This window comes from Sporosarcina pasadenensis (assembly GCF_047228845.1).
Lineage (GTDB): Bacteria > Bacillota > Bacilli > Bacillales_A > Planococcaceae > Sporosarcina.
This window is the reverse complement of sequence record NZ_JBFEGM010000006.1, coordinates 162722-189058: the sequence shown is the minus strand read 5'-3', so window position 1 is coordinate 189058 and position 26337 is coordinate 162722. Positions and strand designations below refer to the sequence as shown.

The following is a 26337-nucleotide window of genomic DNA, read 5'->3' as shown; positions in this document are numbered from 1 at the left end:
TCAGTTCCCTCCTCTCATCCAAATGAGAGCAGCAACTAAAATGATGAAGAGAATGATCACAGATGTATCACGCCAATGCCATTGCAATTGACGGTACCTCGTCCTTCCCTCGCCGCCACGATACCCTCTCACTTCCATCGCAATGGCGAGATCCTCTGCCCGCTTGAATGCGCTGACGAAAAGAGGCACTAGAAGGGGCACTACTGCCCGAATCCGCTCTTTGATCGTTCCGCTCGTCAAATCGGAACCACGGGCAAGCTGCGCTTTCAATATCTTGTCGGTTTCATCCATCAACGTGGGAATGAAGCGAAGTGAGATTGACATCATCAAAGCAAGCTCGTGGACAGGCAATTTAATACGCTTCAACGGATTCAATAGTGTCTCCATTCCATCAGTGATGGATATAGGTGACGTCGTCAACGTCAATATGGTCGTCATGAGGACGAGGACGAGGAAGCGGATGGATATATAAATTCCTTGCCTGACCCCTTCTTCGTAAATCTTGATGACCTTCCAGTCAAACAGCAGCGCGCCTTCCTTCGTGAAAATGAAGTGCATGAGCAATGTGAAAATAATGAGGAAGAGGATCGGTTTTAGTCCGTTGAACAGGAAATAGAGCCGGATCCGCGCAATGAATATGACAAACAATGTGAAAGCCAATAGTAGAGCGTACGTTGCCGTATTGTTAGCTAGAAAGACCGCTATGATGAACAGGAAAACGAACAGCAGCTTCGATCTCGGATCCAGTCGATGGACGAATGAATCCCCCGGCACATAACGGCCAAAGATCATTTTCTCCAGCATTATCGCTCACCTTCTTCCTTCAGAGCGTCAGCAATAGCGCTAGCAAGCTGCTCTTCCGTCAATGCCAAAGTTCCGAGAGTCTTGCCGAACAGCTTTTCCACATCATGCTGAAACGCCACAGAACGCGGCAGGCCGAGCCGGAAAGACTTCAGCTGCTCAGCATCTCCGAACACCTCTTCAGGCGTTCCTGCCATGACAGAACGGCCCTCATGCATGACGAGGACTTGATCGGCATATCTCGCTGCGTCTTCCATGCTGTGCGTAACGAGAATGGTCGTCAAATTCTCTTCTTTATGCAATTTATTGAAGAGCTCCATGATTTCTTTCCGTCCACGCGGATCGAGTCCCGCCGTCGGTTCATCCAAAATGAGGATAGACGGCTTGAATGCTAGGACTCCGGCAATCGCAACCCGGCGCATCTGCCCTCCGGATAAATCGAATGGAGACTTCTGAGCGACGTCTTCCGGTAATCCCAACAGCTTGATCAACTCATGGGCACGCTGCCTCGCCTCATCTTCGGGAATTCCGAAATTCAGCGGGCCGAACATGATATCCTTCTCAACAGTTTCCTCAAAGAGCTGATGCTCGGGAAATTGGAATACGATGCCGACGTGCTTGCGAATCTTTTTCAATTCCTTCGCTTTCGTTTCGGAAGTGATGTTCACGTCTCCGATGCGAACTACCCCTTCAGTAGGCTTCAGAAGCCCATTCAAATGAAGGAGCAACGTCGACTTGCCCGAGCCCGTATGCCCGATGACCGCCGTATACGACCCCGATCTGATTGATGCATTCACCTCATAGAGGGCCCGTTTTTCAAAAGGCGTGCCTTTTGCGTATGAATAGCCTACTTGTTGAAGTGAGATGTCCATAATTCATTCACCAACTCTTCTTCTGTCATATGTTCCCCTTGTATCGCAATTCCTGCCTGGCGAAGGGAGCGCGACAACCTTGCTGCAAAAGGCAAGTCCAGTCCGATTGCCTCTAACTTGTCTCCATGCGCAAAAATCTCCTCCGGCTTGCCGGTCATCATTAACTTCCCATCATTCATCACAATGACCCTATCCGCCAACAGCACTTCCTCGAGATCATGTGTAATGGAAATGACCGTAAGTCCGGTCGTCCGCTTCAGTTCATCGACAACTTGGATTACTTCATCACGGCCTTGCGGATCTAGCATGGATGTCGCTTCATCCAAAATGAGCAGCTTCGGGCGCATGGCAAGTGCTCCGGCAATTGCCACACGCTGTTTTTGTCCACCGGATAGATGATGAGGCTCATGATCCAGAAATCCTTCCATTTTCACTTGTGCAAGTGATTCGTGGACACGTGGCACCATCTCCTCGAAAGGAATGCCGTTGTTCTCCAAAGCGAACGCAACATCATCCTGGACGGTCGAGCCGACGAATTGGTTGTCCGGATTCTGAAAGACGATCCCGATGTCTGAACGGATTTCCCACAGGTTGTCTACGTTCAGTTCCTCCAGAAATACCTTCACTTTGCCTTCTTCGGGAAATAAAAGACCGATCATCAGCTTCGCCAATGTCGATTTGCCTGATCCATTATGACCGACAATGGCAATCCACTCACCATCCCGCACAGTAAAACTGACATCGTCAACCGCTCTCCGCGTTTCGCCATCCTCCGATTCATAAGAATAGGACACGTGATCCAACGACAAAATTTCCTTCACATCTTTCACCTCCGGCATTTTTTCGATTATGTATGAAACTACTGAATTCTACAACTTTTTCTCAATATAAATAAAAAAAGCGCGCACCTCATCCGAAGAAATGCGCTCCATTCTATTCTGATTCCGGGTGCTCAATCCGAATCAGCGGATGAGATGCGTAGAGCTAGACCGAACGGCTGAACCGACGATTTTAACACTCCAGCTTTTAATATTGTCGTATAAATCATTTAAATAAGAAAAGGGCGTGGCTGTGCGTATGCCAGACACACCCTCGGTTGTGTTACATTCCAGCTTCGTGCGGCAGCTGCTCGGGTCGCTTCGGTCTTGAACCAAAAGGCAAAAAGCGCCTTTTGTTCAAGCCCTCCAGCGCCTGTCGCAGCTAAACGCCACCCTCAGCATTATTATACTAGCTCAATAACTACAACAGGTGCTCCGTCTCCGCGACGAGGTCCCATTTTCATGATACGAGTGTAACCGCCTTGGCGATCTGCGTAGCGTGGTGCAACGTTATCGAACAATTTTTGAAGTGCAAAGATCTCTTTCTCATTGCCTTCTTCGTCCTCAGTTGTCACCAACTCACGACGAATAAATTGTGCCGCTTGACGACGTGCATGCAAGTCACCGCGTTTACCAAGCGTAATCATCTTTTCAACGACTGAACGCAATTCTTTCGCACGCGCTTCTGTTGTTTGGATGCGCTCATGCACGATTAGGTCTGTCGCCAAGTCGCGAAGCATTGCTTTACGTTGTGAACTTGTACGTCCAAGTTTTCTGTAACCCATAGAAGTTTCCCTCCTTCAATCTAGTTGATTAATCTTCCGAGCGTAACCCGAGGTTCAACTCGTCCAATTTCGCCTTCACTTCTTCAAGTGATTTACGGCCAAGGTTGCGCACTTTCATCATTTCTTCCTCGGACTTGTTAGCAAGTTCGAGTACAGTATTGATGCCTGCGCGTTTCAGGCAGTTATAAGATCGAACAGATAGATCAAGCTCTTCGATAGTCATCTCAAGCACTTTTTCTTTCTGGTCTTCCTCTTTTTCCACCATAATTTCAGCAGTTTGTGCTTCGTCAGTCATTCCGACGAAAATATTCAAATGCTCCGTCAGGATTTTTGCTCCGAGCGAAACAGCTTCTTTCGGACCGATGCTGCCATCTGTCCAAATGTCAAAGGTCAACTTATCAAAGTTAGTGCTTTGACCTACACGAGTATTCTCGACTTGGAAATTGACGCGTGAAACTGGAGTGTAAATAGAGTCGATCGGAATAACACCAATCGCAAGATCCTCACGTTTGTTTTGATCGGAAGGTGCATACCCACGGCCACGAACAGCATACATCCGCATACGCAAATGACCGTTCTTGCCTAGTGTAGCGATTTGAAGATCCGGATTTAGCACTTCGACATCACTGTCATGGGTAATATCAGCAGCAGTGACCGTCCCTTCGCCTTTCACATCTATTTCAATCACTTTCTCATCGTCTGAATAGATTTTGAGAGCAAGTTTCTTCACATTCAAAATAATTGTTGCAACGTCTTCAACGACACCTTCAATTGTAGAGAATTCATGAAGAACTCCGTCGATCTGGATAGATGTCACGGCAGCTCCTGGCAATGAGGAAAGAAGCACGCGGCGCAAGGAATTCCCTAAAGTGTTTCCGTATCCACGCTCCAATGGTTCAATAATAAATTTACCGAACTTGGAATCTTCGCTGATCATAACTGTTTCAATCTTCGGTTTTTCAATCTCGATCATTCATTTACCCTCCTTCAAAACGTCTAGTATATAGGCCGTTCCATATTGAAATCGATTATCAAAAGAAATCAAAATGCAATCACACAATTTAGTTTTACCAAAAATTGTGCTTTTCAATCAAATGGAGAACAAACCATTATACACGACGACGTTTCGGCGGGCGGCATCCGTTATGTGGAACCGGAGTTACGTCTCTGATTGCAGTTACTTCTAGACCTGCAGCTTGTAGTGAACGGATTGCAGCTTCACGACCAGCACCCGGTCCTTTAACAGTAACTTCCAAAGATTTCAAGCCGTGCTCCATAGCAGTTTTGGCAGCTGTTTCAGCAGCCATTTGTGCAGCAAACGGAGTTGATTTACGGGAACCTCTGAATCCTAATGCACCAGCACTGGACCAAGAAAGGGCATTCCCATGACTATCAGTGATCGTTACGATTGTATTGTTGAACGTCGAACGGATATGTGCAATACCAGTTTCAATATTCTTTTTCACACGACGTTTACGAGTTTGTTGTTTACGTGCCATGTCTACGAAAAACCTCCTTTACCTATTATTTCTTCTTGTTAGCAACTGTCCGTTTAGGACCTTTACGTGTACGTGCGTTGTTTTTCGTGTTTTGTCCACGAACAGGTAATCCACGACGGTGACGGATTCCACGGAAGCTTCCGATTTCCATCAAACGTTTGATGTTAAGGGAAGTTTCACGACGAAGGTCCCCTTCAACTTTCAAGCTGTCGATTTGTTCACGAATTTTATCTAGCTCTGCATCAGTAAGATCACGGACGCGTGTTTCCTCAGAAACGCCTGCAGCCGCCAATACTTTTTGTGCAGATGTTTTACCAATTCCAAAAATGTATGTCAATGAAATGACTACGCGCTTATCGCGTGGTACGTCTACTCCAGCAATACGTGCCATATAGATTGTGCACCTCCCTTTGTATTAGCCTTGTCTTTGTTTATGTTTTGGATTTTCACAGATTACCATTACTCGGCCGCGTCTGCGAATAACTTTACATTTTTCGCAGATCGGTTTTACAGATGGTCTTACTTTCATCTTACCCAACCTCCTTCAATATTCCGGAGTTGCAAAAGTTTCATTTGAAACGGTATGTGATACGACCGCGTGTCAAATCATAAGGTGAGAGTTCCATCGTCACTTTGTCGCCAGGCAGGATACGGATAAAGTGCATGCGAATCTTGCCTGAAACATGTGCAAGAATCGTATGACCATTTTCCAATTCCACCTTGAACATCGCGTTCGGCAACGTTTCGACTACGGTACCTTCAACTTCAATTACGTCGTCCTTCGCCATCAATCCTGTCTCCCTTCTATATCCAATAAAGGTCTTAACCATCGAGCGGCAGCAGTCGCCTTCAAAGCTTCCTTCAACATATGTCCGGATTGCATGAGTGATGTTCGAAAGACGTCTGTCACACTTCGTTTCCCGTTAGTCAGTCCCCGACTTTTGTTGTGGAAAATCGCATCGGAAAAGACACAAACGACAGGATTGCCGTTGGTGTGTTCCATCCTTGCTTCACAGTTTCGAACATCTACTACATTATACCCACCTCGGTGAGCATTTGCATTATAGACGATCCAAAACCGTGCCGCCAATGGATTATCACCAGTTCCTATACCGGGCACCATATGCTTTTGCAGCTCGTTAATTATACGCTCTTTCCGTGCAACAGTGCGATGCTGCCCACAATATGGCGTGCATGAATTGCGTCCGGAAAGGATCACTGTCCACTCTCTTGCAAGATAGTGTCCAGATCTTTGAAGACATCATTGATGTCTTTTTGTCCATCTATGTTCGTCAACACGCCTTTGTCGTCGTAGAACGCCAATAGCGGTGCTGTTTGATTCATATTTACTTCCAGACGGTTCGTGACGGTTTCCGGATTGTCATCCGCTCGCTGATAAAGTTCCCCGCCATCCTTATCACATTTGCCTTCAACCTTTGGCGGGTTGAATTGCAAATGGTAGGATGTGCCGCATACTTTGCAAATTCTGCGACCGGTCAATCTTGCGATAAGTTCATCTTTCTCCACTTTGATGTTGAGCACATGCTCAATCTTCCGGCCCATATCCATAAGCAATGCATCTAATGCTTCTGCTTGAGGGACTGTGCGTGGAAAACCATCAAGTAGGAATCCGTTATCACAATCGGATTTGCTCAATCGTTCACGTACGATGCCGATTGTAACTTCATCAGGAACAAGGGCACCTTGATCCATGAACGATTTTGCTTTGACTCCAAGTTCCGTGCCTTCCGAAATAGCAGCACGGAACATATCGCCTGTAGAAATATGAGGGATTTCGTACTTTTCGACAATTTTATCTGCTTGCGTACCTTTTCCGGCACCGGGCAGACCCATTAATACGATGTTCATACGTTTTGCCCTCCATCGTTATTCGCAACAGAGTTAACCAAGGGTCACGCCTGTTAAGAATATTATTTCATGAACCCTTTGTAATGCCTTTTCACAAGTTGTGATTCAAGCTGTTTCATCGTTTCAAGTGCAACACCTACGACGATGAGCAAGCTCGTTCCTCCAATTTGAGCGGACTGTGGAAGGTTCGCAAAATTGATGAAGAAAATCGGCATGATCGCTACGACGGCAAGGAAAATCGAACCGACGAATGTCAATCTGTACAAAGTGCTCGTTAGATAGTTTTGCGTGTTTTGCCCTGGACGGATGCCCGGGATATACGCGCCTTGCTTTTTCAGATTATCTGCCATATTTTCCGGATTCACCTGGATGAATGCGTAGAAATATGTAAAAGCAAGTATCAGTGCTACATATATGATCATTCCGACCGGTTGATTGTAGTCAAACGTCCGTGTAATGAACTTAGTTACACTATTATCACCGAAAAATGCACTCAATTGCTGAGGTGTGATGAAAAACGCCACAGCAAAGATTACTGGGATAACCCCTGCAGCATTCAATTTCAACGGTAAGTGTGTTTGTTGGCCAGCCGTAGTCTGTTGACGGCCTGTCATACGTTTTGCGTACTGAATCGGAATTTTACGGAGTGCTTCCTGTACATATACAACTCCGACGATGATCGCGATAATAACGATCAACAACAATGCCATCGTAGCAAGACGAATGAACAAAGCATCTCCCGCATCTTGAATTTGAGTTGCATACAGTTGGTTCACTGCACTTGGAATAGCTGCGACGATACCCGCGAAGATGATAATGGAAATACCATTACCGACTCCTTTTGCAGTGATCTGCTCACCTAGCCAAAGCAGGAATGAAGTACCCGCAGTCAAGACAATCGCAATCATCACATAAGTGGAGACCCCTTCACCAACAATCAACGTACCGCCAAACATTTGGTTGAAGCCGAATGACATGGCAATCGCTTGAATAAAGGCGAGGACGACTGTGAAATATCTTGTGAATTGTGCAAGCTTCCGTCTTCCGACGTCCCCTTGCTTTGCCCATTCAGTGAATTTCGGAACTACATCCATCTGCAATAATTGCACGATGATGGAAGCGGTGATGTATGGCATAATTCCCATTGCAAAGATGGAGAACTGCGACAACGCTCCACCGCCGAATATGTTTAGAAATCCAATGAATTGGTTGTTTGATTGTTGCAAAGCTGTTGCATCAACGTTCGGGACCGGGACAAACGTACCTAGTCTGAATACGATGAGCACTACTAGTGTGAAAATGATTTTAGACCTGATATCTCTAACGCGCATAAAGTTGGAGATTGTCTGAAACATTAAATCACCTCTGCTTGCCCGCCCGCTTTCTCGATCGCTTCTTTAGCAGAAGCAGAGAATTTATGAGCTTTGACAGTAATCTTTTTCTCAAGAGTCCCATTTCCAAGAATCTTAATTCCTGATTTTTCATTGCTCACGATTCCAGTTTCAATTAGCAATTCAGGCGTAACTTCGGTACCTTCGTCAAAACGGTTCAGTACGTCCAAATTCACGATTGCATATTCTTTACGATTAATGTTCGTAAATCCACGCTTCGGAAGTCGTTGGAAAAGTGGAATTTGACCACCCTCGAATCCTAGACGGACACCGCCGCCGGAACGAGCATTTTGACCTTTATGACCTTTACCGGAAGTTTTACCTGTACCGGAACCGATTCCACGACCAATGCGTTTACGTGCTTTACGTGCGCCTTCAGCTGGCTTCATATCGTGTAATTTCATCTTATCGGCACCTCCTTATTTCGAAAATGTGCATTAAATTTCTTTAACAGTGACTAAGTGGCTAACCTTGTTGATCATGCCACGAATCGCTACATTGTCTTGATGTTCAACCGTCTGATTCAACTTACGCAGACCGAGAGCTTCAACTGTTTTACGTTGTGCTGGCTTAGAGCCGATTACACTTTTCGTAAGGGTGATTTCAAGTTTGTTTGCCATAGTGTTTCCCCCCTTAACCTAACAGTTCTTCTACGGATTTGCCGCGCAATTTAGCAACCTCTTCAGCGCGTTTCAAATTCTTCAACCCTTCAATTGTTGCACGTACCATGTTGATCGGCGTGCTAGATCCTAGGGATTTTGAAAGGATATCCGTGATTCCTGCAAGTTCAAGTACCGCACGGACAGGTCCTCCGGCGATTACTCCTGTACCAGGTGCTGCCGGTTTGATAAGGATTTGGCCTGCACCGAAACGTCCAATAATTTCGTGCGGAGTCGTTCCTTTAACCATTGGCACTTCGATCAAGTTCTTTTTCGCATCTTCGATAGCTTTACGGATTGCATCTGGAACTTCTTGTGCTTTCCCAGTTCCGAAACCGACGCGACCGTTTTTGTCTCCGACAACGACAAGTGCTGTGAAGCGGAAACGACGTCCACCCTTAACCACTTTCGCTACGCGGTTGATCGTTACTACGCGTTCTTCGAATTCACTTCTATTCTGATCATTACGACGCATGAAATATGTCCCTCCTTCTTAATTAAAATTCCAGTCCATTTTCGCGTGCTGCGTCTGCAAGAGCTTTCACACGGCCGTGGAATAGGTATCCGCCACGGTCGAAAACAACCGATTTGACATCCTTTTCAACGGCTTTCTTCGCGATCATCTCGCCGACTTTAGCTGCTGCTTCGGCATTCGCCTTAGAGTCCAATTCGAACCCTTTATCCATAGTGGAAGCACTAGCAATCGTAACGCCATTCACATCATCGATTAGTTGTGCATAGATATGTTTGTTTGAACGATAAACATTCAAGCGTGGACGCGCTGGAGATCCGCTGATTTTCGTACGAACACGTGCATGACGTTTCTTGCGGACAGCGTTCTTATCTTGTTTCGTGATCATCGTGGTCACTCCTTCCGAATGCCTTTACGCGGCATTATTTACCTGTTTTTCCTTCTTTACGACGGATTTGTTCGCCTTCGTACTTGATACCTTTTCCTTTATACGGTTCAGGTGGACGTACTTGACGAATGTTCGACGCCAAAGCACCGACGCGCTCTTTGTTGATACCGCGAACGACGATTTTCGTATTTGCAGGAACTTCAACTTCGACTCCTTCTTCCGGTGTGAATTCAACCGGGTGGGAGTATCCTACGTTCAATACTAGTTTCTTGCCTTGTAGTTGAGCACGGTACCCAACCCCGACAAGTTCAAGTGTGCGTTCAAAACCTTTAGATACACCAGTTACCATGTTGTCCAAAAGGGAACGAGTTGTTCCGTGGATGGAGCGGTGTTCTTTAGAGTCAGAAGGACGAGTCAAAGTGATGACGTTGCCTTCTTGCTCGATTTTAATATCAGTGTTAAATGTATTTGTAAGTTCGCCTTTAGGACCTTTAACAGTGACAACGTTGTTATCAGCGATAGTAACTGTCACGTTTTCAGGAACCTCGATCGGACGTTTACCAATTCGGGACATTCTATTGCACCTCCATTCAATTGTTACAGATTACCAAACGTAAGCTACGACTTCTCCGCCTACTTGTTTTGCACGAGCTTCCTTATCAGTAAGGAGACCGTTTGACGTGGATACAAGGGCGATACCAAGGCCATTCAAAACTTTAGGTACTTCATTTGTTTTTGCGTAAACACGAAGACCAGGTTTTGAGATACGTTTAAGACCAGTGATAACACGCTCGTTGTTTTGACCATATTTAAGGAAAATGCGGATAATGCCTTGTTTGCTATCTTCCACATATTCAACATCGCGGACGAAACCTTCACGTTTCAAGATTTCAGCGATTTCTCTTTTCATATTTGAAGCAGGTACCTCAAGCTTCTCGTGACGAACCATGTTCGCGTTACGGATGCGTGTAAGCATATCTGCGATCGGATCACTCATTGTCATTCCATTAACCTCCTTCCCAAGTTAGGGGATTACCAACTAGCTTTTTTAACGCCAGGAATTTGTCCCTTATATGCAAGTTCTCGGAAACAAATACGGCAAAGTTTAAATTTACGATATACGGAGTGCGGGCGACCACAGCGCTCGCAACGTGTATATTCTTGTACCTTGAACTTTGGCGTACGTTTCTGTTTAACGATCATTGATTTCTTAGCCACGTTTTCGCCTCCCTCTAGTTTACTTTTGGAACGGCATGCCGAACTGCGTTAGCAACTCGCGTGCTTCTTCATCGGAGTTAGCAGTCGTAACGATGACGATATCCATTCCACGTACTTTAGATACTTTATCGTAGTCAATTTCAGGGAAAATTAGCTGTTCTTTCACACCGAGTGTGTAGTTCCCGCGACCGTCGAATGATTTCTTTGAAACACCACGGAAGTCACGGACACGTGGAAGTGAAACTGAGATCAGCTTGTCCAGGAATTCATACATGCGTTCGCCGCGTAGTGTCACCTTCGCTCCGATCGGCATTCCTTCACGAAGACGGAATCCAGCGATTGACTTTTTCGCTTTAGTTACAACTGGCTTCTGACCAGAAATGATCGTTAGATCTTCGACCGCTGCATCTAGCGCTTTAGTGTTTTGAACAGCATCACCAACACCCATGTTGATGACGATTTTCTCCACTTTTGGTACTTGCATTACAGAACTATATTCAAACTTGCTCATGAGAGCAGGTGTGATTTCTTTCGAAAATTTTTCTTTTAATCGGCTCATCAGTTGGACCTCCTTTCATCCATTACTCATTTGTCCAGCGCTTCACCGGATTTTTTAGCAATACGAATCTTTTCGCCATTTTCGAATTTGTATCCTACGCGAGTAGGCTCGCCTGTTTTAGGATCGATTGGCATGACGTTGGATACATGGATAGCTGCCTCTTGGCTGACGATTCCGCCTTGAGGATTTGCTTGGTTCGGCTTTGTATGTTTCTTAACAATGTTTACGCCTTCCACAAGCACGCGATCCTTCTTAGGGAAAGCAGCTAAGATTACTCCGGTCTTACCTTTATCTTTCCCGGTGATGACCATAACTTTATCGCCTTTTTTAACGTGCATTTCATCGCACCTCCTTGATTGGCACTGTCATGTGATTAAAGAACTTCTGGAGCTAGGGAAATGATTTTCATGAAGTTGCTGTCGCGCAATTCGCGTGCAACAGGTCCGAAAATACGAGTTCCACGTGGGCTCTTGTCATCACGGATGATAACACATGCGTTTTCGTCGAACGTAATGTAGGAGCCATCTTTACGACGTACTCCGCTTTTCGTGCGGACGATAACAGCTTTGACAACGTCGCCTTTCTTGACAACGCCACCTGGTGTTGCTTTTTTCACTGTTACAACAACTACGTCACCGATATTAGCAGTTTTACGGCCTGTTCCGCCTAACACTTTAATTGTTAGTACTTCACGTGCACCTGAGTTATCGGCAACTTTCATACGGCTTTCTTGTTGAATCATTGAGGCTACCTCCTCTCGGAATTTACTTTCCGAACGATATTAGATGATGACCGCTTTCTCGACTACTTCGATGAGGCGGAAACGCTTTGTAGCTGAAAGTGGACGTGTTTCCATAATGCGAACTACATCGCCGATTTTCGCTTCATTCAATTCGTCATGGGCCTTGAATTTTTTAGAGTACTTTACACGTTTACCATATAAAGTGTGTTTTTTATGTGTCTCTACCATTACGGTAACCGTTTTATCCATTTTGTCGGATACAACACGGCCTGTATATACTTTGCGCTGGTTACGCTCAGTCATGGCTGCAACCTCCTTCATCAGTTATTTGCACTGATCTCTCTTTGACGTATTACAGTTTTCATGCGCGCAATCGATTTGCGAACTTCACGGATGCGTGCAGTGTTTTCTAATTGTCCTGTCGCTAATTGGAAGCGAAGGTTGAAAAGCTCTTCTTTCAGTGATTTCACTTTTTGCTCGATCTCTGCAGTTGTTAAGTCACGGATTTCTTTAGCTTTCATTAGATTCACCACCAATTTCTTCACGTTTTACAAACTTGCTCTTCACGGGCAGTTTGTGAGATGCGAGACGAAGTGCTTCACGGGCAACCTCTTCTGACACACCTGCGATTTCAAACATTACACGACCTGGTTTTACTACTGCTACCCAGCCTTCTACAGCACCTTTACCGGAACCCATCCGGACTTCAAGAGGCTTTTTCGTATATGGCTTATGTGGGAAGATGTTGATCCAAACTTTACCGCCACGCTTCATGTAACGTGTCATAGCGATACGGGCAGATTCGATTTGACGGTTTGTGATCCAACCTGATTCAGTCGCTTGCAGGCCGAACTCACCAAACTGTACCGATGCTCCGCCTTTAGTAGTTCCGCGCATTTTACCACGGAATACACGACGATATTTAACGCGTTTAGGCATTAACATAATTAGTTGCCTCCTTCCTCAGAGTTCTTCTTCACTGGAAGGACTTCTCCCCGGTAGATCCATACTTTTACGCCGAGCTTACCATATGTTGTGTCAGCTTCTGCGTGTGCATAGTCAATGTCTGCACGTAATGTATGAAGAGGAACAGTACCTTCACTGTAGTGTTCCGCACGAGCGATGTCAGCACCGCCAAGACGTCCGGATACTTGTGTTTTGATTCCTTTTGCGCCAGCGCGGATTGTGCGTTGGATTGCTTGTTTTTGAGCACGACGGAATGACACACGGCCTTCCAATTGGCGTGCAATTGATTCTGCAACCAATTTCGCGTCAAGATCAGCACGTTTGATTTCTACGATGTTGATGTGTACACGCTTGCCAGTGATATCGTTCAACGATTTACGAAGTGCTTCGACTTCAGAACCGCCTTTACCGATCACCATGCCCGGCTTCGCAGTGTGGATAGTAATGTTGACACGCTTTGCGGCACGCTCGATTTCCACTTTGGAAACTGCTGCGTCAACAAGGCGTTTTTCGATGTACTCACGGATTTTCAAGTCTTCATGTAGAAGATTCGCATAGTCTTTTTCTGCATACCATTTCGAATCCCAATCACGAATGATGCCAACCCGTAAACCATTAGGATGTACTTTTTGACCCACGAATTACCCCTCCTTCTTTTCGGATACCACTACTGTAATGTGGCTAGTACGTTTATTGATCGCAGTTGCACGACCTTGTGCACGCGGACGGAAACGTTTCATTGTTGGACCTTCATCAACGAATACTTCGCTGACGATCATGTTCTCAACATCCATTTCATAGTTGTGTTCAGCATTAGCGATTGCTGATTTCAATACTTTTTCTACAACCGGAGATGCCGCTTTCGGCGTCAGGCGTAGAATCGCGACAGCTTCACCGATTTTCTTGCCCCGGATAAGATCAACGACCAAACGGACTTTGCGAGGAGCAATACGGACTGTGCGGGCAGTAGCTTTTGCTTGTTGCATCAGATTAACCTCCTCTCAATTAACGTCTAGTTTTCTTATCGTCAGCGCCATGACCTTTGTATGTGCGCGTAGGTACGAATTCACCGAGTTTGTGACCAACCATATCTTCAGTCACATATACAGGTACGTGCTTGCGCCCGTCATATACAGCAATCGTCAATCCGATGAAGGATGGGAAGATTGTGGAACGGCGAGACCAAGTTTTAATGACCTGTTTCTTTTGTGCATCTTTTTGAGCGTCGACCTTTTTCATTAGATGATCATCTGCAAAAGGTCCTTTTTTCAAGCTGCGGCCCATGGAAAAACCTCCCTCCGTGATGGTTGTACTACGGTCCACTTGCCGAACCGCAGTGTCATCACATTATTTTTTACGGCGACGAACGATAAGTTTGTCGGATTTGTTGTTTTTCTTACGAGTCTTGTAACCAAGAGTCGGTTTGCCCCAAGGTGTAACTGGGCTCGGACGGCCGATTGGTGTACGTCCTTCACCACCACCGTGTGGGTGATCGTTAGGGTTCATGACAGATCCGCGTACCGTTGGACGTTTGCCCAACCAACGTGAACGACCTGCTTTACCGATGTTGATCAATTCATGCTGCTCGTTACCAACTTGACCGATTGTTGCACGGCAAGTAGATAGGATCATACGAACTTCGCCTGATTGTAGACGGATGATGACATATTTGCCTTCACGTCCTAGAAGTTGAGCAGATGTACCTGCAGAACGTACTAGTTGACCGCCTTTACCTGGTTTCAATTCGATGTTGTGGATAGTAGAACCCATCGGGATGTTTTCAAGTGGAAGTGTGTTTCCAACTTTGATATCCGCTTCTGGACCTGACATTACTGTCATTCCTACTTCCAATCCTTTTGGTGCTAGGATGTAACGTTTTTCCCCATCAACATAGTTGATTAGAGCGATATTAGCAGAACGGTTTGGATCGTATTCGATCGTAGCAACGCGTCCTGGAATGCCATCTTTCCGACGTTGGAAGTCGATGACACGGTATTGGCGCTTGTGGCCTCCACCTTGGTGACGAACAGTAGTCCTACCTTGGTTGTTACGGCCGCCTTTCCGTTTTACCGGTTCAAGCAATGATTTTTCCGGCTTATCTGTAGTGATTGCAGAGAAGTCAGAGCTTGTCATGTTACGACGTCCGTTGGAGGTAGGTTTGTATTTCTTAATCGCCATTGGTGTTCCCTCCTTCGTTTATTTAGAAGTCAATTAGATTTCGAATAGTTCGATGTCTTTTGAATCAGCAGTCAAAGTTACGATCGCTTTACGGCGTTTGTTCGTGTAACCAGCATGTTTGCCCATACGTTTGAACTTGCCTTTGTAGTTCTGTACGTTGACTTTTTCCACTTTCACTCCGAAGATTTCTTCGATAGCTTGTTTTACATGCGTTTTGTTAGCGCGTGTATCAACTTCGAAAGTGTACTTTTTGTATTCCATTTGTTCTGAAGAACGCTCGGTAATGACCGGACGTTTTAGTACATCACGTGCTTCCATTAACCAAGCACCTCCTCAATTTTTTGGACTGCATCTTTAGTGATGACAAGCTTGTCATGAGCGACAAGGTCAAGTACGTTGATGCCGTTTGCTGTAACGACGCTAATTCCAGGGATGTTACGAGCGGACAATGCCACCGCTTCATCAAGATCAGCTGTTACGAACAATGCTTTTTTATCGATTGAAAGATCTGCAAGGACCTTCGTGAATTCTTTTGTTTTTGGCGCGTCGAATGTTAGAGCGTCCAATACGATGATTTCTTCATCGCGCACTTTTGTTGAAAGTGCTGAAAGGAGAGCCAAACGACGAACTTTCTTAGGAAGCTTGTAGCTGTAGCTTCTTTGAGTCGGACCGAATACGATACCGCCTCCACGCCATTGTGGTGAACGGATCGACCCTTGACGAGCACGTCCAGTTCCTTTTTGGCGCCATGGTTTACGGCCACCGCCAGCAACTTCCGCGCGAGTTTTTACTTTATGGTTACCTTGGCGCAATGATGCGCGTTGTTGAACCAATGCTTCGAATAGGACAGCTTCATTTGGTTCGATACCGAAGATCGCTTCGTTCAATTCGATGTCGCCAACTGAAGAACCTGTCTGACTTAGTACGGATACTTTAGGCATTTTTGTTTCCTCCTTCCTTTAAGAATTAGTTCCCTTTGATTGCGCTTTTCACTGTAATAAGTGATTTGCGTGCTCCTGGAACGTTACCTTTTACTAGCAACAAGTTACGCTCAGCGTCAACTCGTACGATTTCAAGGTTTTGGATCGTGATAGTGTCTCCACCAGTACGTCCCGGTAATTTTTTACCTTTGAATACACGTTGTCCGTCAACCGCACCTAGTGAACCTGGCGCACGGTGGAAACGGGAACCGTGACTCATTGGTCCGCGTGAGTAACCATGGCGTTTAATAACACCTTGGAACCCTTTACCTTTTGATACTCCTGTAATGTCGACGATATCGCCTTCTGCGAATGTATCGACTTTGACTTCCTGACCAACTTCATACCCAGAAACGTCTACTCCGCGGAATTCGCGAATGAAGCGCTTAGGTGCCGTTTCAGCTTTTGCAACGTGTCCTTTTTCAGGTTTGTTTGCAAGCTTCTCACGTTTGTCGTCGAATCCAAGCTGGATTGCTTCGTAGCCGTCAGTTTCGTTTGTCTTCTTTTGAAGAACAACGTTTGGAGCAGCTTCAATCACAGTTACTGGAATGAGATCGCCGTTTTCAGCAAAAATTTGCGTCATGCCGACTTTTCTCCCTAAGATTCCTTTGGTCATTTGTCACACCTCCTGATTTAATAAGTTTTATTTTATAGATTAAAGTTTAATTTCAATGTCAACGCCAGATGGTAGATCGAGTTTCATCAATGCATCGACAGTTTGTGGTGTCGGGTTGACGATATCGATAAGACGTTTATGCGTACGCATTTCGAACTGCTCGCGCGAATCTTTGTACTTATGTACCGCACGAAGAATTGTATAAACAGATCTTTCAGTTGGAAGTGGTATCGGACCTGATACGCTAGCACCTGAACGTTTTGCTGTTTCTACGATTTTTTCAGCTGACTGATCAAGAATTCTGTGATCATATGCTTTTAAACGGATACGAATCTTCTGTTTTGCCATTACTTTCCCTCCTTCTCGCCTATTTTCTAGACATTCTCCACGAAAATTTCCCACACACATGCCATGGCAAAGCGGCCGGGTGTGTCGGCAACCTCTCGCTTCATCGCAGTCAAAGACCAACATTCAACATTATACACAATCAAAAAGAATCTCGCAACCCTTTTGGCGAAATTCTTTTCTCAGCTTTTTTATTATAATAGGATGCTACTCATAATTCAACTATTTAGAGCCATTTTCCATGAAAAATAGCGAGCATTTTCGCGAAACGCAGCGCTTTTTGTAATGGAGCGGCGGTTGGAGTGAATTTGCTAATGATGAGAGATTGAAATTGTAGTAATGAATTAGTCATAAGATCGTGTTCGTTGGATGTTTGACGGCTTGCTTTGGACGCACAGCCACATATCAATAGCAGATAAGTAGTTTATCAAAGAAAAAATCCCGCACGAGTGCGGGATTTAAAAGTTTATTACTTTTCGATGCTAGCTACAACGCCAGCGCCTACTGTACGTCCACCTTCACGGATTGAGAATTTAGTACCTTCTTCAATCGCGATTGGAGCGATAAGTTCAACTGTCATTTCAACGTTGTCGCCAGGCATAACCATTTCTACGCCTTCTGGAAGATGGATAATTCCAGTTACGTCAGTTGTACGGAAGTAGAACTGTGGGCGGTAGTTAGAGAAGAATGGAGTGTGACGTCCACCCTCTTCTTTTGATAGAACGTAAACTTCTGATTTGAATTTAGTGTGTGGTGTGATTGTACCTGGTTTAGCAAGTACTTGACCACGCTCGATGTCTTCACGGGAAACACCACGAAGAAGTGCACCGATGTTGTCGCCAGCTTCTGCATAGTCAAGAAGCTTACGGAACATTTCAACACCTGTTACAGTAGTTGATTTTGGCTCTTCAGTCAAACCGATGATGTCAACAACGTCACCGACTTTAACTTGTCCACGCTCAACACGTCCTGTAGCAACTGTACCACGTCCAGTGATTGAGAATACGTCCTCAACTGGCATCATGAATGGCTTGTCAGTGTCACGTGGTGGTGTTGGGATGTACTCGTCAACAGCGTTCATAAGCTCAACGATTTTCTCTTCCCACTCAGCTTCACCTTCAAGTGCTTTAAGAGCAGATCCTTTGATGACAGGAATGTCGTCGCCAGGGAACTCATACTCAGAAAGAAGGTCACGGATTTCCATTTCGACTAGCTCAAGAAGCTCTTCGTCGTCAACCATGTCACATTTGTTCATGAATACAACTAGGTAAGGAACACCTACTTGACGGGAAAGAAGGATATGCTCACGAGTTTGTGGCATTGGACCATCAGCTGCAGATACAACTAGGATTCCGCCGTCCATTTGAGCTGCACCAGTGATCATGTTTTTAACGTAGTCAGCGTGACCTGGGCAGTCAACGTGTGCATAGTGACGCTTGTCAGTTTCATACTCGATGTGTGAAGTATTGATCGTGATTCCACGCTCTTTTTCTTCTGGAGCGTTATCTACGTCAGCGTAAGATTTCGCTTCTCCACCCATTTTTTTTGAAAGAACTGTTGCGATTGCAGCAGTCAAAGTTGTTTTACCATGGTCAACGTGACCGATTGTTCCAACGTTAGCATGCTCCTTGGAGCGATCGAATTTCTCTTTACCCATTGTGGAATTCCTCCTTAAAAATATGAATGTTTTATTTTTTATAAGCATGGATGCTGGAGAAATAATTCCCTCCAACTATCCATATCTTACAAGTAATCATTGATGGAAACAAGGATGAATTTTAATTATTCACCTTTATTTTTCTTGATGATTTCTTCAGCAACTGATTTCGGAACGTCTTCGTAGTGATCGAATGACATGGAGAATACTCCACGACCTTGTGTATTCGAACGAAGTGAAGTTGCGTAACCGAACATTTCTGCAAGTGGAACCATTGCACGGACAACTTGTGCGTTACCGCGAGCGTCCATACCTTCCACGCGACCACGGCGTGATGTAATATCACCCATGATGTCGCCCATGTATTCTTCAGGAATGATGACTTCAACTTTCATCATCGGCTCAAGAAGAGCTGGGTTACATTTTGCTGCAGCATTTTTAAGTGCCATGGAAGCAGCGATCTTAAACGCCATCTCGTTGGAGTCGACGTCATGGTAAGAACCATCGAATAGACGGGCTTTTACGTCGATCAACGGATAACCTGCAAGAACACCGTTGTTCAATGAATCACGAACTCCTGCTTCAACGGATGCGATGTATTCACGAGGAACAACACCACCGACGATAGCGTTTTGGAATTCGAAACCTTTTCCTTCTTCGTTTGGTGAGAACTCGATCCAAACGTGACCGTATTGACCACGACCACCGGATTGGCGGACGAACTTACCTTCAACTTCAGCAGAAGTGCGGAATGTTTCACGGTAAGATACTTGTGGTGCTCCAACGTTCGCGTCAACCTTGAACTCACGGCGTAGACGGTCAACGATGATGTCAAGGTGAAGTTCACCCATACCAGCGATGATGACTTCGCCTGTTTCTTGGTCAGTGTGCGCACGGAAAGTCGGGTCTTCTTCTTGCAATTTCGCAAGTGCAGTACCCATCTTGTCTTGGTCACCCTTAGTTTTCGGTTCGATTGCAACAGAGATAACCGGCTCTGGGAATTCCATGGATTCTAGGATGATTGGTGCTTTGTCGTCACAAAGCGTGTCACCTGTTCCAGTGTCTTTCAAGCCGACTGCAGCTGCAATTTCGCCAGAATGGACTTCAGAAATTTCTTCACGGGAGTTTGCGTGCATTTGCAGGATACGTCCTACACGCTCACGCTTACCTTTTGAAGAGTTCTGTACATATGAACCAGACTGAAGAACACCTGAATACACACGGAAGAATGTAAGCTTACCAACATAAGGGTCTGTCATAACTTTGAACGCTAGAGCTGAAAACGGCTCTTCGTCGCTGGAATGACGCTCTTCTTCTTCTTCTGTATCCGGGTTGATACCCGTCATTGGCGGGATATCAAGTGGTGATGGCAAGTAGTCAACAACTGCGTCGAGGACTAATTGAACACCTTTGTTTTTGAAAGCAGTACCGCAGACGACTGGATAGAATTCTACCGCAAGTGTCGCTTTACGGATTGCTGTTTTGATCTCATCAACTGTTAGCTCTTCGCCGCCGAGGTATTTCTCCATGAGGTCTTCATCGAAGTCTACGATCGCTTCGATCAATTTCTCACGGTACTCTTCAGCTTTCTCACGGTACTCTTCCGGAATTTCTTCTACTGTCGTATCCGTTCCGAGGTCGTTACCGTACATTGTCGCCTTCATTTCAACAAGGTCGATGATTCCGCTGAATTGATCTTCGGCACCAATTGGAAGTTGGATAGGAACCGCATTTGCTTGTAGACGATCGTGAAGAGTGCCTACAGAGTAAAGGAAGTCCGCACCTGTTTTATCCATTTTGTTAACGAAAACAAGACGTGGAACTTTGTAGTTTGTCGCTTGGCGCCAAACTGTTTCTGTTTGCGGTTCAACGCCTGATTGAGCGTCAAGAACAGTTACAGCACCATCCAATACACGAAGGGAACGTTCAACTTCAACAGTGAAGTCTACGTGTCCTGGCGTATCGATGATGTTTACACGGTGACCTTTCCATGCAGCTGTTGTTGCAGCAGAAGTGATCGTGATTCCACGTTCTTGCTCCTGCTCCATCCAGTCCATTTGGGAAGCACCTTCATGCGTTTCACCAATCTTATGGATCTTACCTGTGTAAAAAAGGATCCGCTCAGTTGTCGTCGTCTTACCGGCGTCGATGTGAGCCATGATACCAATGTTACGAGTATTCTCTAAGGAGAACTCTCTAGCCATTTTGTATAACTCCTTCCGTTTCGGATTAAGGTGTCAATCAATGACGCCTCGGCGTGATTACGTCAGGATTTTCTCGAGCAAGCTCGATCCGTGACATCCGCCGGAGGCTATTATCTTTGTTCAGCGAGAAGTTGGACACCATAGAGCGATATGCAAAATTGCGTCCACCTCGCTCCCCAAAGGAGCGTGAATCTCAGCTGAATAAAGATAAACCGTCCGATCTTACCAGCGATAGTGAGCGAATGCTTTATTCGCTTCTGCCATCTTGTGCATTTCTTCACGGCGTTTCACGGATGCACCTGTGTTGTTGGAAGCATCAAGGATTTCATTCGCAAGACGCTCTTCCATCGTTTTCTCACCGCGTGTACGGGAGTAGTTCACAAGATAACGCAATCCGAGAGTTGTACGACGTTCAGGACGAACTTCAACCGGAACTTGGTAGTTCGCACCACCGACACGGCGAGCACGTACTTCAAGTACTGGCATAACATTGTTCAATGCCGCTTCAAATACTTCTATAGGGTCTTTACCTGAGCGTTCTTTCACAAGTTCAAACGCACCATAGAGGATTTTTTGTGATGTACCTTTTTTACCGTCTACCATCATTTTGTTGATAAGACGAGTGACAAGCTTCGAATTGTAAATCGGATCCGGTAGTACGTCGCGTTTTGCAACAGGACCTTTACGAGGCATATTGTTTTCCTCCTTTCGAAATAATCATTCCGTTATTAGTTTTTCTTTTCTTTTGGTCTTTTCGCACCGTATTGTGAACGGCTTTGCATACGGCCAGTAACTCCAGCAGTATCAAGCGCTCCACGTACGATGTGGTAACGAACACCCGGTAAGTCTTTTACACGTCCTCCGCGGATAAGAACAACGCTGTGCTCTTGAAGGTTGTGACCTTCACCAGGGATATATGCGTTCACTTCCAAAGTGTTTGTCAAACGAACACGCGCATATTTACGAAGAGCCGAGTTCGGTTTCTTCGGAGTCATTGTACCCACACGAGTACAAACACCTCTTTTTTGTGGCGAGTTGACATTTGTCATCGACTTTTTGAAGCTGTTATAGCTTTTTCCGAGTGCTGGTGCCTTAGAACTGTCCGATTTCGATTTACGAGGTTTACGGACCAATTGGTTAATTGTAGGCATCGGATTTCCTCCTTTCACTGTGCTTTTTGTAAGACCACACATCCAGGTGGTTCATTTTTGGGGTAAAAACAAAGTCTTTGTGTGTTTAATCACACAAAAACTATCATACAGTAATGGCGACGACGGACGCACCGACTTGAATGCCGCATGCCTGACCGAGTTTTTCCCTCGAATCGACATAACTCACTTGAATGCCGTGATGGGCTGCTTCCCCGATTACCGGATCGATCAGCTTCTCTTCAGCATCTCTCGCAATGACGACTTCCTTCACCACGCCAGATCTTATCGCTTTCACTGTTTGCTTTGTACCGATGATTGTCTTCTTTGCCTGCTCGACTTTTTCATAAGACATTAGTACATCCTCCAAAGTACAGACATTCAACTATCAACCTTTTGTATATTACCATCTGCGAAGATACATGTCAACAATTAATAAAAAATGGGGAGAGGATTTTTCTCTCCCCATTTCATTCTTTGCTTATTCGACTACTGCTGCCGCCTCTTCGTTTTGTTCCATTTCAATCTGACGATAGCGTTGCATACCCGTTCCGGCTGGAACTAGCTTACCGATGATAACGTTCTCCTTCAATCCTAGCAATTCATCCGTTTTTCCTTTGATTGCCGCATCGGTTAAGACGCGAGTCGTTTCTTGGAAGGATGCTGCTGATAGGAAGGATTCCGTCTCAAGCGATGCTTTTGTAATACCGAGAATGACCGGACGTGATGTAGCCGGCACTTTCCCGCTCTTCAACACGACAGCATTCGCTTCTGCAAATTGGTGGATATCGAGCAGCGAGCCCGGAAGAAGATCCGTGTCGCCAGCCTCGATGACACGCACTTTTCGAAGCATTTGGCGAACCATCACTTCAACGTGCTTATCTCCGATTTCAACACCTTGCATACGGTATACTTTCTGAACTTCTTTAAGAAGGTATTCTTGTACAGTCGCAACATCTTTAACGATGATCAATTCTTTCGGATCGATGGAACCTTCAGTGATGCTGTCCCCGCGATCGATTGAATCGCCGACTTGCACTTTCAAGCGGGCATTGTATGGAGCGAGATACTTACGCGTCTCGACTTCCCCTTGAATTGTAATTTCCTTCTGGCCTTCCCGGATTTCGTCAATTTCAGTGACTTCCCCTTTGATCTCAGAGATGACTGCTTGACCTTTCGGATTCCGGGATTCGAAAATCTCCTGGATACGCGGAAGACCGGATGTGATGTCATCCCCGGCAACTCCACCTGTATGGAATGTACGCATCGTAAGCTGTGTACCTGGCTCACCGATTGATTGTGCAGCGATGATTCCGACCGCTTCGCCAACTTCCACTGTTTCGCCTGTTGCAAGGTTGATGCCGTAACATTTTTTACAAACACCGTGCTTTGTATTACAAGTAAATGCGGATCGGATCGTAACCGATTCGATGCCTGCGTTGATGATTGCACTTGTAAGATCGGCAGTGACGAGTCCGTCTTTAGGAACAATCACTTCACCCGTTTCCGGATGACGAACTGTTTTCTTCACATGACGGCCTTCAATACGCTCTTCCAACGTTTCGATAACTTCTGTTCCTTCAGTAAGTGCGCTGATCAGCAGACCTCTGTCCGTTCCGCAATCATCTTCACGTACGATGACGTCTTGCGCAACGTCAACGAGACGACGAGTCAAGTATCCGGAGTCGGCAGTTTTCAATGCTGTATCCGCAAGACCTTTACGAGCACCATGCGTAGAAATGAAGTACTCGAGTACTGTTAAACCTTCACGGAATGATGACTTGATCGGCAACTCGATGATCCGGCCTGCCGGGTTGGCCATCAATCCACGCATCCCTGCGAGCTGCGTGAAGTTGGACGCGTTACCACGGGCACCTGAGTCACTCATCATGTAAATAGGGTTTGTATTTTCAAGAGAGTCCATCAGTTTATCCTGGATGACATCCTTCGCATTGCTCCAGTAGGAAATGACACGGTCATAACGCTCTTCCTCAGTAATAAGACCACGGCGGAATTGCTGCGTCACCTTATCTACTTTATCTTGAGCTTCTTTCAAGATTTCATCTTTGTTCGGCAATACGACGATGTCCGAAATACCGACCGTGATGCCTGCACGAGTTGAATATTTGAAACCTAAATCTTTCATCCGGTCCAGCATTCTCGAAGTTTCCGTAATGTGGAACTTCTTGAAGATTTCCGCGATGATATTCCCGAGAATCTTTTTACGGAACGGAAGAACGATTTCAGCATTTCGTATATATTCTCTTACATCAACAGCCCCATCAATGAAGTATTTGTCCGGTGTCTCAATCTGTAGATTGTGATTTGTCGGTTCATTGATGTACGGGAACGTTTCAGGAAGGATTTCATTGAAAATGAGCTTCCCGACTGTCGTCAGTAAAAGCTTGCGATTTTGTTCTTCTGTAAAGGTCGGGTTGTTCAATGAACCAGCTTGGATGGCGATTCTTGTATGCAAATGAACATGACCAGTTTGATAAGCAATCAAAGCCTCGTTCATATTGCTGAAGATCGCTCCTTCGCCGATGGACCCTGCCCTTTCCAACGTAAGGTAGTAGTTACCCAATACCATGTCCTGGGAAGGGGTAACGACCGGTTTTCCGTCTTTCGGGTTCAAGATGTTTTGCGCAGCAAGCATAAGCAGGCGCGCCTCAGCTTGAGCTTCGGCAGAAAGCGGAACGTGAACAGCCATTTGGTCACCGTCAAAGTCGGCGTTGTATGCCGTACATACGAGTGGATGAAGTTGGATGGCTCGGCCTTCCACTAGCATCGGCTCGAATGCCTGGATCCCAAGTCTATGAAGTGTAGGGGCACGGTTCAATAGTACCGGGTGCTCTTTAATGACGTCTTCGAGGACATCCCATACTTCGGAATGCAAACGTTCGATTTTGCGTTTTGCACTCTTAATGTTATGGGCAAGTCCGCGTTCGACCAATTCCTTCATGACGAAAGGCTTGAACAATTCAATTGCCATCTCTTTCGGAAGACCACATTGATACATTTTCAAGTTAGGTCCGACAACAATTACCGAACGGCCTGAATAATCGACACGTTTACCCAATAAGTTTTGACGGAAACGACCTTGCTTCCCTTTCAACATATGGGAGAGGGATTTCAACGGACGATTCCCTGGTCCTGTAACCGGACGTCCGCGTCGTCCATTATCAACGAGCGCATCGACGGCTTCCTGCAACATACGCTTTTCATTCTGTACGATGATGCCAGGAGCACCGAGGTCAAGAAGACGCTTCAACCTGTTGTTACGGTTAATGACCCTACGGTAAAGATCATTCAAATCTGATGTTGCGAAACGGCCGCCGTCCAGCTGTACCATCGGGCGCAATTCTGGAGGAATGACCGGCAACACTTCAAGAACCATCCATTCCGGACGGTTTCCGGAGTTACGGAAAGATTCGACGACTTCCAAGCGTCGGATCGCACGAGTACGACGTTGACCTTGTACTGTCTTCAACTCTTCCTTCAGCATTTCCGTTTCTTTATCCAAATCGATTGCCATCAGAAGCTGTTCAATCGCTTCAGCACCCATAAGCGCCTGGAATTTAGAGCCGTACTTTTCACGGTAGAGTCTGAACTCCTTCTCGGAAAGCAATTGTTTCCGTTCAAGCGGCGTGTCTGCTGGGTCGATGACTACGTAAGATGCGAAATAAATGATTTCTTCCAACGCACGTGGCGTCATATCGAGAATAAGACCCATTCTGCTCGGGATGCCTTTGAAATACCAAATATGCGTTACCGGCGCTGCAAGTTCGATGTGCCCCATACGTTCACGGCGCACTTTTTGCCTTGTCACTTCGACGCCGCATCGATCACAGACGACGCCTTTGTAACGGACGCGCTTATATTTTCCGCAGTGACATTCCCAGTCTTTTGTAGGTCCGAAAATCCGTTCACAGAACAGACCGTCTTTCTCGGGCTTTAACGTACGATAGTTGATCGTTTCGGGCTTTTTCACTTCACCGTAAGACCAAGAACGAATTTTATCCGGTGAAGCAAGGCCGATTTTCATATACTCAAAATTGTTTACATCTATCAAGGAGCCTACCTCCCTCTTATCTTATCTCCGCGATGGACTCTCATCAGTATCGTTAAAATAGAGGAGCGTTTTGGAGCTCCCCTATCCAATTCTAAAAA

39 protein-coding genes are annotated in these 26337 nt (G+C 45.7%); all 39 read right to left on the bottom strand.

Annotation, left to right across the window (positions count from 1 at the left end; genetic code table 11):
• The 39 genes from AB1K89_RS10410 to rpoC all read right to left on the bottom strand — a co-directional run bounded on the left by AB1K89_RS10410 (position 1) and on the right by rpoC (position 26239).
• Positions 1 to 804, bottom strand: a complete 804-nt coding sequence (locus AB1K89_RS10410) for an energy-coupling factor transporter transmembrane component T family protein (protein WP_413054677.1) — start codon at positions 802 to 804, stop codon at positions 1 to 3.
• Positions 804 to 1673, bottom strand: a complete 870-nt coding sequence (locus tag AB1K89_RS10405) for an energy-coupling factor ABC transporter ATP-binding protein (RefSeq protein WP_413054676.1) — start codon at positions 1671 to 1673, stop codon at positions 804 to 806. The genes AB1K89_RS10410 and AB1K89_RS10405 overlap by 1 nt, the downstream gene beginning before the upstream one ends.
• A complete protein-coding gene (locus AB1K89_RS10400; protein ID WP_413054675.1) occupies positions 1649 to 2494 on the bottom strand; it encodes an energy-coupling factor ABC transporter ATP-binding protein in 846 nt (281 codons plus the stop codon). The genes AB1K89_RS10405 and AB1K89_RS10400 overlap by 25 nt, the downstream gene beginning before the upstream one ends.
• Positions 2495 to 2895: 401 nt before the next feature.
• Positions 2896 to 3276, bottom strand: a complete 381-nt coding sequence (gene rplQ, locus AB1K89_RS10395; RefSeq protein WP_252504699.1) for a 50S ribosomal protein L17 — start codon at positions 3274 to 3276, stop codon at positions 2896 to 2898.
• Between the two features lie 28 nt (positions 3277 to 3304).
• Positions 3305 to 4249, bottom strand: coding sequence for a DNA-directed RNA polymerase subunit alpha (locus AB1K89_RS10390; protein ID WP_252504700.1), 945 nt, complete (start codon positions 4247 to 4249; stop codon positions 3305 to 3307).
• Between the two features lie 136 nt (positions 4250 to 4385).
• Entirely contained in the window at positions 4386 to 4775 is a 390-nt protein-coding gene (gene rpsK, locus AB1K89_RS10385) for a 30S ribosomal protein S11 (RefSeq protein ID WP_009499031.1), read from the bottom strand.
• Between the two features lie 25 nt (positions 4776 to 4800).
• Positions 4801 to 5166, bottom strand: a complete 366-nt coding sequence (gene rpsM, locus AB1K89_RS10380; protein ID WP_413054674.1) for a 30S ribosomal protein S13 — start codon at positions 5164 to 5166, stop codon at positions 4801 to 4803.
• A 24-nt stretch (positions 5167 to 5190) separates the two neighbouring features.
• On the bottom strand, positions 5191 to 5304 hold the full coding sequence (gene rpmJ / locus AB1K89_RS10375; protein ID WP_076758849.1) for a 50S ribosomal protein L36: 114 nt from the start codon (positions 5302 to 5304) through the stop codon (positions 5191 to 5193).
• A 40-nt stretch (positions 5305 to 5344) separates the two neighbouring features.
• Positions 5345 to 5563, bottom strand: coding sequence for a translation initiation factor IF-1 (gene infA, locus AB1K89_RS10370; RefSeq protein WP_060203457.1), 219 nt, complete (start codon positions 5561 to 5563; stop codon positions 5345 to 5347).
• Complete coding sequence (locus AB1K89_RS10365) at positions 5563 to 5994, bottom strand: hypothetical protein (protein ID WP_413054673.1); 432 nt, start codon at positions 5992 to 5994, stop codon at positions 5563 to 5565. The genes infA and AB1K89_RS10365 overlap by 1 nt, the downstream gene beginning before the upstream one ends.
• Positions 5991 to 6644: an adenylate kinase gene (locus tag AB1K89_RS10360; protein ID WP_413054672.1), complete on the bottom strand. Its 654-nt coding sequence runs from the start codon at positions 6642 to 6644 to the stop codon at positions 5991 to 5993. Before AB1K89_RS10360 ends, AB1K89_RS10365 begins: the two co-directional genes overlap by 4 nt.
• Positions 6645 to 6706: 62 nt before the next feature.
• Complete coding sequence (gene secY, locus AB1K89_RS10355; RefSeq protein WP_413054671.1) at positions 6707 to 7999, bottom strand: preprotein translocase subunit SecY; 1293 nt, start codon at positions 7997 to 7999, stop codon at positions 6707 to 6709.
• Complete coding sequence (gene rplO / locus AB1K89_RS10350; protein ID WP_060203448.1) at positions 7999 to 8439, bottom strand: 50S ribosomal protein L15; 441 nt, start codon at positions 8437 to 8439, stop codon at positions 7999 to 8001. The genes secY and rplO overlap by 1 nt, the downstream gene beginning before the upstream one ends.
• Before the next feature lie 33 nt (positions 8440 to 8472).
• Complete coding sequence (gene rpmD / locus AB1K89_RS10345; protein WP_252504705.1) at positions 8473 to 8655, bottom strand: 50S ribosomal protein L30; 183 nt, start codon at positions 8653 to 8655, stop codon at positions 8473 to 8475.
• Between the two features lie 13 nt (positions 8656 to 8668).
• Positions 8669 to 9169: a 30S ribosomal protein S5 gene (rpsE, locus tag AB1K89_RS10340; protein ID WP_060203444.1), complete on the bottom strand. Its 501-nt coding sequence runs from the start codon at positions 9167 to 9169 to the stop codon at positions 8669 to 8671.
• Between the two features lie 22 nt (positions 9170 to 9191).
• The gene (gene rplR, locus AB1K89_RS10335; protein ID WP_252504706.1) at positions 9192 to 9554 is read right to left on the bottom strand and encodes a 50S ribosomal protein L18; all 363 of its coding nucleotides are present in this window, start codon (positions 9552 to 9554) and stop codon (positions 9192 to 9194) included.
• A 34-nt stretch (positions 9555 to 9588) separates the two neighbouring features.
• Complete coding sequence (rplF, locus tag AB1K89_RS10330; RefSeq protein WP_252504707.1) at positions 9589 to 10128, bottom strand: 50S ribosomal protein L6; 540 nt, start codon at positions 10126 to 10128, stop codon at positions 9589 to 9591.
• Positions 10129 to 10158: 30 nt separating this feature from the next.
• Positions 10159 to 10557: a 30S ribosomal protein S8 gene (rpsH, locus tag AB1K89_RS10325; protein WP_060203437.1), complete on the bottom strand. Its 399-nt coding sequence runs from the start codon at positions 10555 to 10557 to the stop codon at positions 10159 to 10161.
• A gap of 29 nt (positions 10558 to 10586) precedes the next feature.
• Complete coding sequence (gene rpsN / locus AB1K89_RS10320; RefSeq protein WP_066366377.1) at positions 10587 to 10772, bottom strand: 30S ribosomal protein S14; 186 nt, start codon at positions 10770 to 10772, stop codon at positions 10587 to 10589.
• A 19-nt stretch (positions 10773 to 10791) separates the two neighbouring features.
• A complete protein-coding gene (rplE, locus tag AB1K89_RS10315) occupies positions 10792 to 11331 on the bottom strand; it encodes a 50S ribosomal protein L5 (RefSeq protein WP_252504708.1) in 540 nt (179 codons plus the stop codon).
• A 26-nt stretch (positions 11332 to 11357) separates the two neighbouring features.
• Positions 11358 to 11669 (bottom strand): 50S ribosomal protein L24, encoded by a 312-nt coding sequence (rplX, locus tag AB1K89_RS10310; RefSeq protein ID WP_413054670.1) that lies wholly within the window; start codon positions 11667 to 11669, stop codon positions 11358 to 11360.
• Positions 11670 to 11704: 35 nt separating this feature from the next.
• Entirely contained in the window at positions 11705 to 12073 is a 369-nt protein-coding gene (gene rplN / locus AB1K89_RS10305; RefSeq protein WP_251695511.1) for a 50S ribosomal protein L14, read from the bottom strand.
• A 39-nt stretch (positions 12074 to 12112) separates the two neighbouring features.
• Positions 12113 to 12376 carry a 30S ribosomal protein S17 gene (rpsQ, locus tag AB1K89_RS10300; RefSeq protein WP_060203429.1) on the bottom strand — a complete coding sequence of 88 codons (264 nt, stop codon included), beginning with the start codon at positions 12374 to 12376 and terminating at the stop codon, positions 12113 to 12115.
• Between the two features lie 17 nt (positions 12377 to 12393).
• Positions 12394 to 12594, bottom strand: coding sequence for a 50S ribosomal protein L29 (gene rpmC, locus AB1K89_RS10295; RefSeq protein WP_009499049.1), 201 nt, complete (start codon positions 12592 to 12594; stop codon positions 12394 to 12396).
• Positions 12584 to 13018 (bottom strand): 50S ribosomal protein L16, encoded by a 435-nt coding sequence (gene rplP / locus AB1K89_RS10290; RefSeq protein ID WP_060203427.1) that lies wholly within the window; start codon positions 13016 to 13018, stop codon positions 12584 to 12586. Before rplP ends, rpmC begins: the two co-directional genes overlap by 11 nt.
• Positions 13019 to 13020: 2 nt before the next feature.
• Positions 13021 to 13677, bottom strand: coding sequence for a 30S ribosomal protein S3 (rpsC, locus tag AB1K89_RS10285; protein WP_252504710.1), 657 nt, complete (start codon positions 13675 to 13677; stop codon positions 13021 to 13023).
• A 3-nt stretch (positions 13678 to 13680) separates the two neighbouring features.
• A complete protein-coding gene (gene rplV, locus AB1K89_RS10280; protein ID WP_252504711.1) occupies positions 13681 to 14025 on the bottom strand; it encodes a 50S ribosomal protein L22 in 345 nt (114 codons plus the stop codon).
• 19 nt (positions 14026 to 14044) lie between these two features.
• A complete protein-coding gene (gene rpsS, locus AB1K89_RS10275) occupies positions 14045 to 14323 on the bottom strand; it encodes a 30S ribosomal protein S19 (protein ID WP_060203421.1) in 279 nt (92 codons plus the stop codon).
• A 63-nt stretch (positions 14324 to 14386) separates the two neighbouring features.
• A complete protein-coding gene (rplB, locus tag AB1K89_RS10270; RefSeq protein WP_413054669.1) occupies positions 14387 to 15217 on the bottom strand; it encodes a 50S ribosomal protein L2 in 831 nt (276 codons plus the stop codon).
• 33 nt (positions 15218 to 15250) lie between these two features.
• Positions 15251 to 15535, bottom strand: a complete 285-nt coding sequence (rplW, locus tag AB1K89_RS10265) for a 50S ribosomal protein L23 (protein ID WP_252504713.1) — start codon at positions 15533 to 15535, stop codon at positions 15251 to 15253.
• The gene (rplD, locus tag AB1K89_RS10260) at positions 15535 to 16158 is read right to left on the bottom strand and encodes a 50S ribosomal protein L4 (protein WP_413054668.1); all 624 of its coding nucleotides are present in this window, start codon (positions 16156 to 16158) and stop codon (positions 15535 to 15537) included. The genes rplW and rplD overlap by 1 nt, the downstream gene beginning before the upstream one ends.
• A 25-nt stretch (positions 16159 to 16183) precedes the next feature.
• Positions 16184 to 16813, bottom strand: a complete 630-nt coding sequence (gene rplC / locus AB1K89_RS10255) for a 50S ribosomal protein L3 (RefSeq protein ID WP_413054667.1) — start codon at positions 16811 to 16813, stop codon at positions 16184 to 16186.
• A gap of 39 nt (positions 16814 to 16852) precedes the next feature.
• On the bottom strand, positions 16853 to 17161 hold the full coding sequence (gene rpsJ, locus AB1K89_RS10250; protein ID WP_042478628.1) for a 30S ribosomal protein S10: 309 nt from the start codon (positions 17159 to 17161) through the stop codon (positions 16853 to 16855).
• Positions 17162 to 17627: 466 nt separating this feature from the next.
• A complete protein-coding gene (gene tuf / locus AB1K89_RS10245; RefSeq protein WP_413054666.1) occupies positions 17628 to 18815 on the bottom strand; it encodes an elongation factor Tu in 1188 nt (395 codons plus the stop codon).
• Between the two features lie 125 nt (positions 18816 to 18940).
• Positions 18941 to 21019 (bottom strand): elongation factor G, encoded by a 2079-nt coding sequence (fusA, locus tag AB1K89_RS10240; protein ID WP_413054665.1) that lies wholly within the window; start codon positions 21017 to 21019, stop codon positions 18941 to 18943.
• 222 nt (positions 21020 to 21241) lie between these two features.
• On the bottom strand, positions 21242 to 21712 hold the full coding sequence (gene rpsG / locus AB1K89_RS10235) for a 30S ribosomal protein S7 (protein WP_207959161.1): 471 nt from the start codon (positions 21710 to 21712) through the stop codon (positions 21242 to 21244).
• Positions 21713 to 21747: 35 nt separating this feature from the next.
• Complete coding sequence (gene rpsL, locus AB1K89_RS10230; protein WP_251627860.1) at positions 21748 to 22170, bottom strand: 30S ribosomal protein S12; 423 nt, start codon at positions 22168 to 22170, stop codon at positions 21748 to 21750.
• Between the two features lie 103 nt (positions 22171 to 22273).
• Positions 22274 to 22522, bottom strand: coding sequence for a ribosomal L7Ae/L30e/S12e/Gadd45 family protein (locus tag AB1K89_RS10225; protein ID WP_252504717.1), 249 nt, complete (start codon positions 22520 to 22522; stop codon positions 22274 to 22276).
• Between the two features lie 126 nt (positions 22523 to 22648).
• Complete coding sequence (rpoC, locus tag AB1K89_RS10220) at positions 22649 to 26239, bottom strand: DNA-directed RNA polymerase subunit beta' (RefSeq protein ID WP_413054664.1); 3591 nt, start codon at positions 26237 to 26239, stop codon at positions 22649 to 22651.
• Between the last annotated feature and the right edge of the window lie 98 nt (positions 26240 to 26337).

Bases quoted from the DNA above. Each gene is read 5' to 3' on its own strand.
- rpmC (WP_009499049.1), bottom strand. From the start codon at position 12,594: ATGAAAGCTAAAGAAATCCGTGACTTAACAACTGCAGAGATCGAGCAA.
- rplF (WP_252504707.1), bottom strand. From the start codon at position 10,128: ATGTCCCGAATTGGTAAACGTCCGATCGAGGTTCCTGAAAACGTGACA.
- tuf (WP_413054666.1), bottom strand. From the start codon at position 18,815: ATGGGTAAAGAGAAATTCGATCGCTCCAAGGAGCATGCTAACGTTGGA.
- rpmJ (WP_076758849.1), bottom strand. From the start codon at position 5,304: ATGAAAGTAAGACCATCTGTAAAACCGATCTGCGAAAAATGTAAAGTT.
- rplQ (WP_252504699.1), bottom strand. From the start codon at position 3,276: ATGGGTTACAGAAAACTTGGACGTACAAGTTCACAACGTAAAGCAATG.
- rplV (WP_252504711.1), bottom strand. From the start codon at position 14,025: ATGCAACAAGCAAAAGCTACTGCCCGCACAGTCCGTATTGCTCCTCGC.
- rpsS (WP_060203421.1), bottom strand. From the start codon at position 14,323: ATGGGCCGCAGCTTGAAAAAAGGACCTTTTGCAGATGATCATCTAATG.
- rplB (WP_413054669.1), bottom strand. From the start codon at position 15,217: ATGGCGATTAAGAAATACAAACCTACCTCCAACGGACGTCGTAACATG.
- rplO (WP_060203448.1), bottom strand. From the start codon at position 8,439: ATGAAATTACACGATATGAAGCCAGCTGAAGGCGCACGTAAAGCACGT.
- rplD (WP_413054668.1), bottom strand. From the start codon at position 16,158: ATGCCTAAAGTATCCGTACTAAGTCAGACAGGTTCTTCAGTTGGCGAC.
- rpsH (WP_060203437.1), bottom strand. From the start codon at position 10,557: ATGACAATGAGTGATCCGATCGCAGATATGCTTACACGCATCCGTAAC.
- AB1K89_RS10405 (WP_413054676.1), bottom strand. From the start codon at position 1,673: ATGGACATCTCACTTCAACAAGTAGGCTATTCATACGCAAAAGGCACG.
- rplP (WP_060203427.1), bottom strand. From the start codon at position 13,018: ATGTTAATGCCTAAACGCGTTAAATATCGTCGTGTATTCCGTGGTAAA.
- rplN (WP_251695511.1), bottom strand. From the start codon at position 12,073: ATGATTCAACAAGAAAGCCGTATGAAAGTTGCCGATAACTCAGGTGCA.
- rpsQ (WP_060203429.1), bottom strand. From the start codon at position 12,376: ATGACTGAGCGTAACCAGCGCAAAGTATATACAGGCCGTGTTGTATCC.
- rpsL (WP_251627860.1), bottom strand. From the start codon at position 22,170: ATGCCTACAATTAACCAATTGGTCCGTAAACCTCGTAAATCGAAATCG.
- AB1K89_RS10410 (WP_413054677.1), bottom strand. From the start codon at position 804: ATGCTGGAGAAAATGATCTTTGGCCGTTATGTGCCGGGGGATTCATTC.
- AB1K89_RS10360 (WP_413054672.1), bottom strand. From the start codon at position 6,644: ATGAACATCGTATTAATGGGTCTGCCCGGTGCCGGAAAAGGTACGCAA.
- rpsG (WP_207959161.1), bottom strand. From the start codon at position 21,712: ATGCCTCGTAAAGGTCCTGTTGCAAAACGCGACGTACTACCGGATCCG.
- rpsE (WP_060203444.1), bottom strand. From the start codon at position 9,169: ATGCGTCGTAATGATCAGAATAGAAGTGAATTCGAAGAACGCGTAGTA.
- fusA (WP_413054665.1), bottom strand. From the start codon at position 21,019: ATGGCTAGAGAGTTCTCCTTAGAGAATACTCGTAACATTGGTATCATG.
- rplW (WP_252504713.1), bottom strand. From the start codon at position 15,535: ATGGAAGCACGTGATGTACTAAAACGTCCGGTCATTACCGAGCGTTCT.
- rplX (WP_413054670.1), bottom strand. From the start codon at position 11,669: ATGCACGTTAAAAAAGGCGATAAAGTTATGGTCATCACCGGGAAAGAT.
- rpsK (WP_009499031.1), bottom strand. From the start codon at position 4,775: ATGGCACGTAAACAACAAACTCGTAAACGTCGTGTGAAAAAGAATATT.
- rpmD (WP_252504705.1), bottom strand. From the start codon at position 8,655: ATGGCAAACAAACTTGAAATCACCCTTACGAAAAGTGTAATCGGCTCT.
- rplE (WP_252504708.1), bottom strand. From the start codon at position 11,331: ATGAGCCGATTAAAAGAAAAATTTTCGAAAGAAATCACACCTGCTCTC.
- rplC (WP_413054667.1), bottom strand. From the start codon at position 16,813: ATGACCAAAGGAATCTTAGGGAGAAAAGTCGGCATGACGCAAATTTTT.
- AB1K89_RS10225 (WP_252504717.1), bottom strand. From the start codon at position 22,522: ATGTCTTATGAAAAAGTCGAGCAGGCAAAGAAGACAATCATCGGTACA.
- secY (WP_413054671.1), bottom strand. From the start codon at position 7,999: ATGTTTCAGACAATCTCCAACTTTATGCGCGTTAGAGATATCAGGTCT.
- rpsJ (WP_042478628.1), bottom strand. From the start codon at position 17,161: ATGGCAAAACAGAAGATTCGTATCCGTTTAAAAGCATATGATCACAGA.
- rplR (WP_252504706.1), bottom strand. From the start codon at position 9,554: ATGATCACGAAACAAGATAAGAACGCTGTCCGCAAGAAACGTCATGCA.
- AB1K89_RS10390 (WP_252504700.1), bottom strand. From the start codon at position 4,249: ATGATCGAGATTGAAAAACCGAAGATTGAAACAGTTATGATCAGCGAA.
- infA (WP_060203457.1), bottom strand. From the start codon at position 5,563: ATGGCGAAGGACGACGTAATTGAAGTTGAAGGTACCGTAGTCGAAACG.
- rpsM (WP_413054674.1), bottom strand. From the start codon at position 5,166: ATGGCACGTATTGCTGGAGTAGACGTACCACGCGATAAGCGCGTAGTC.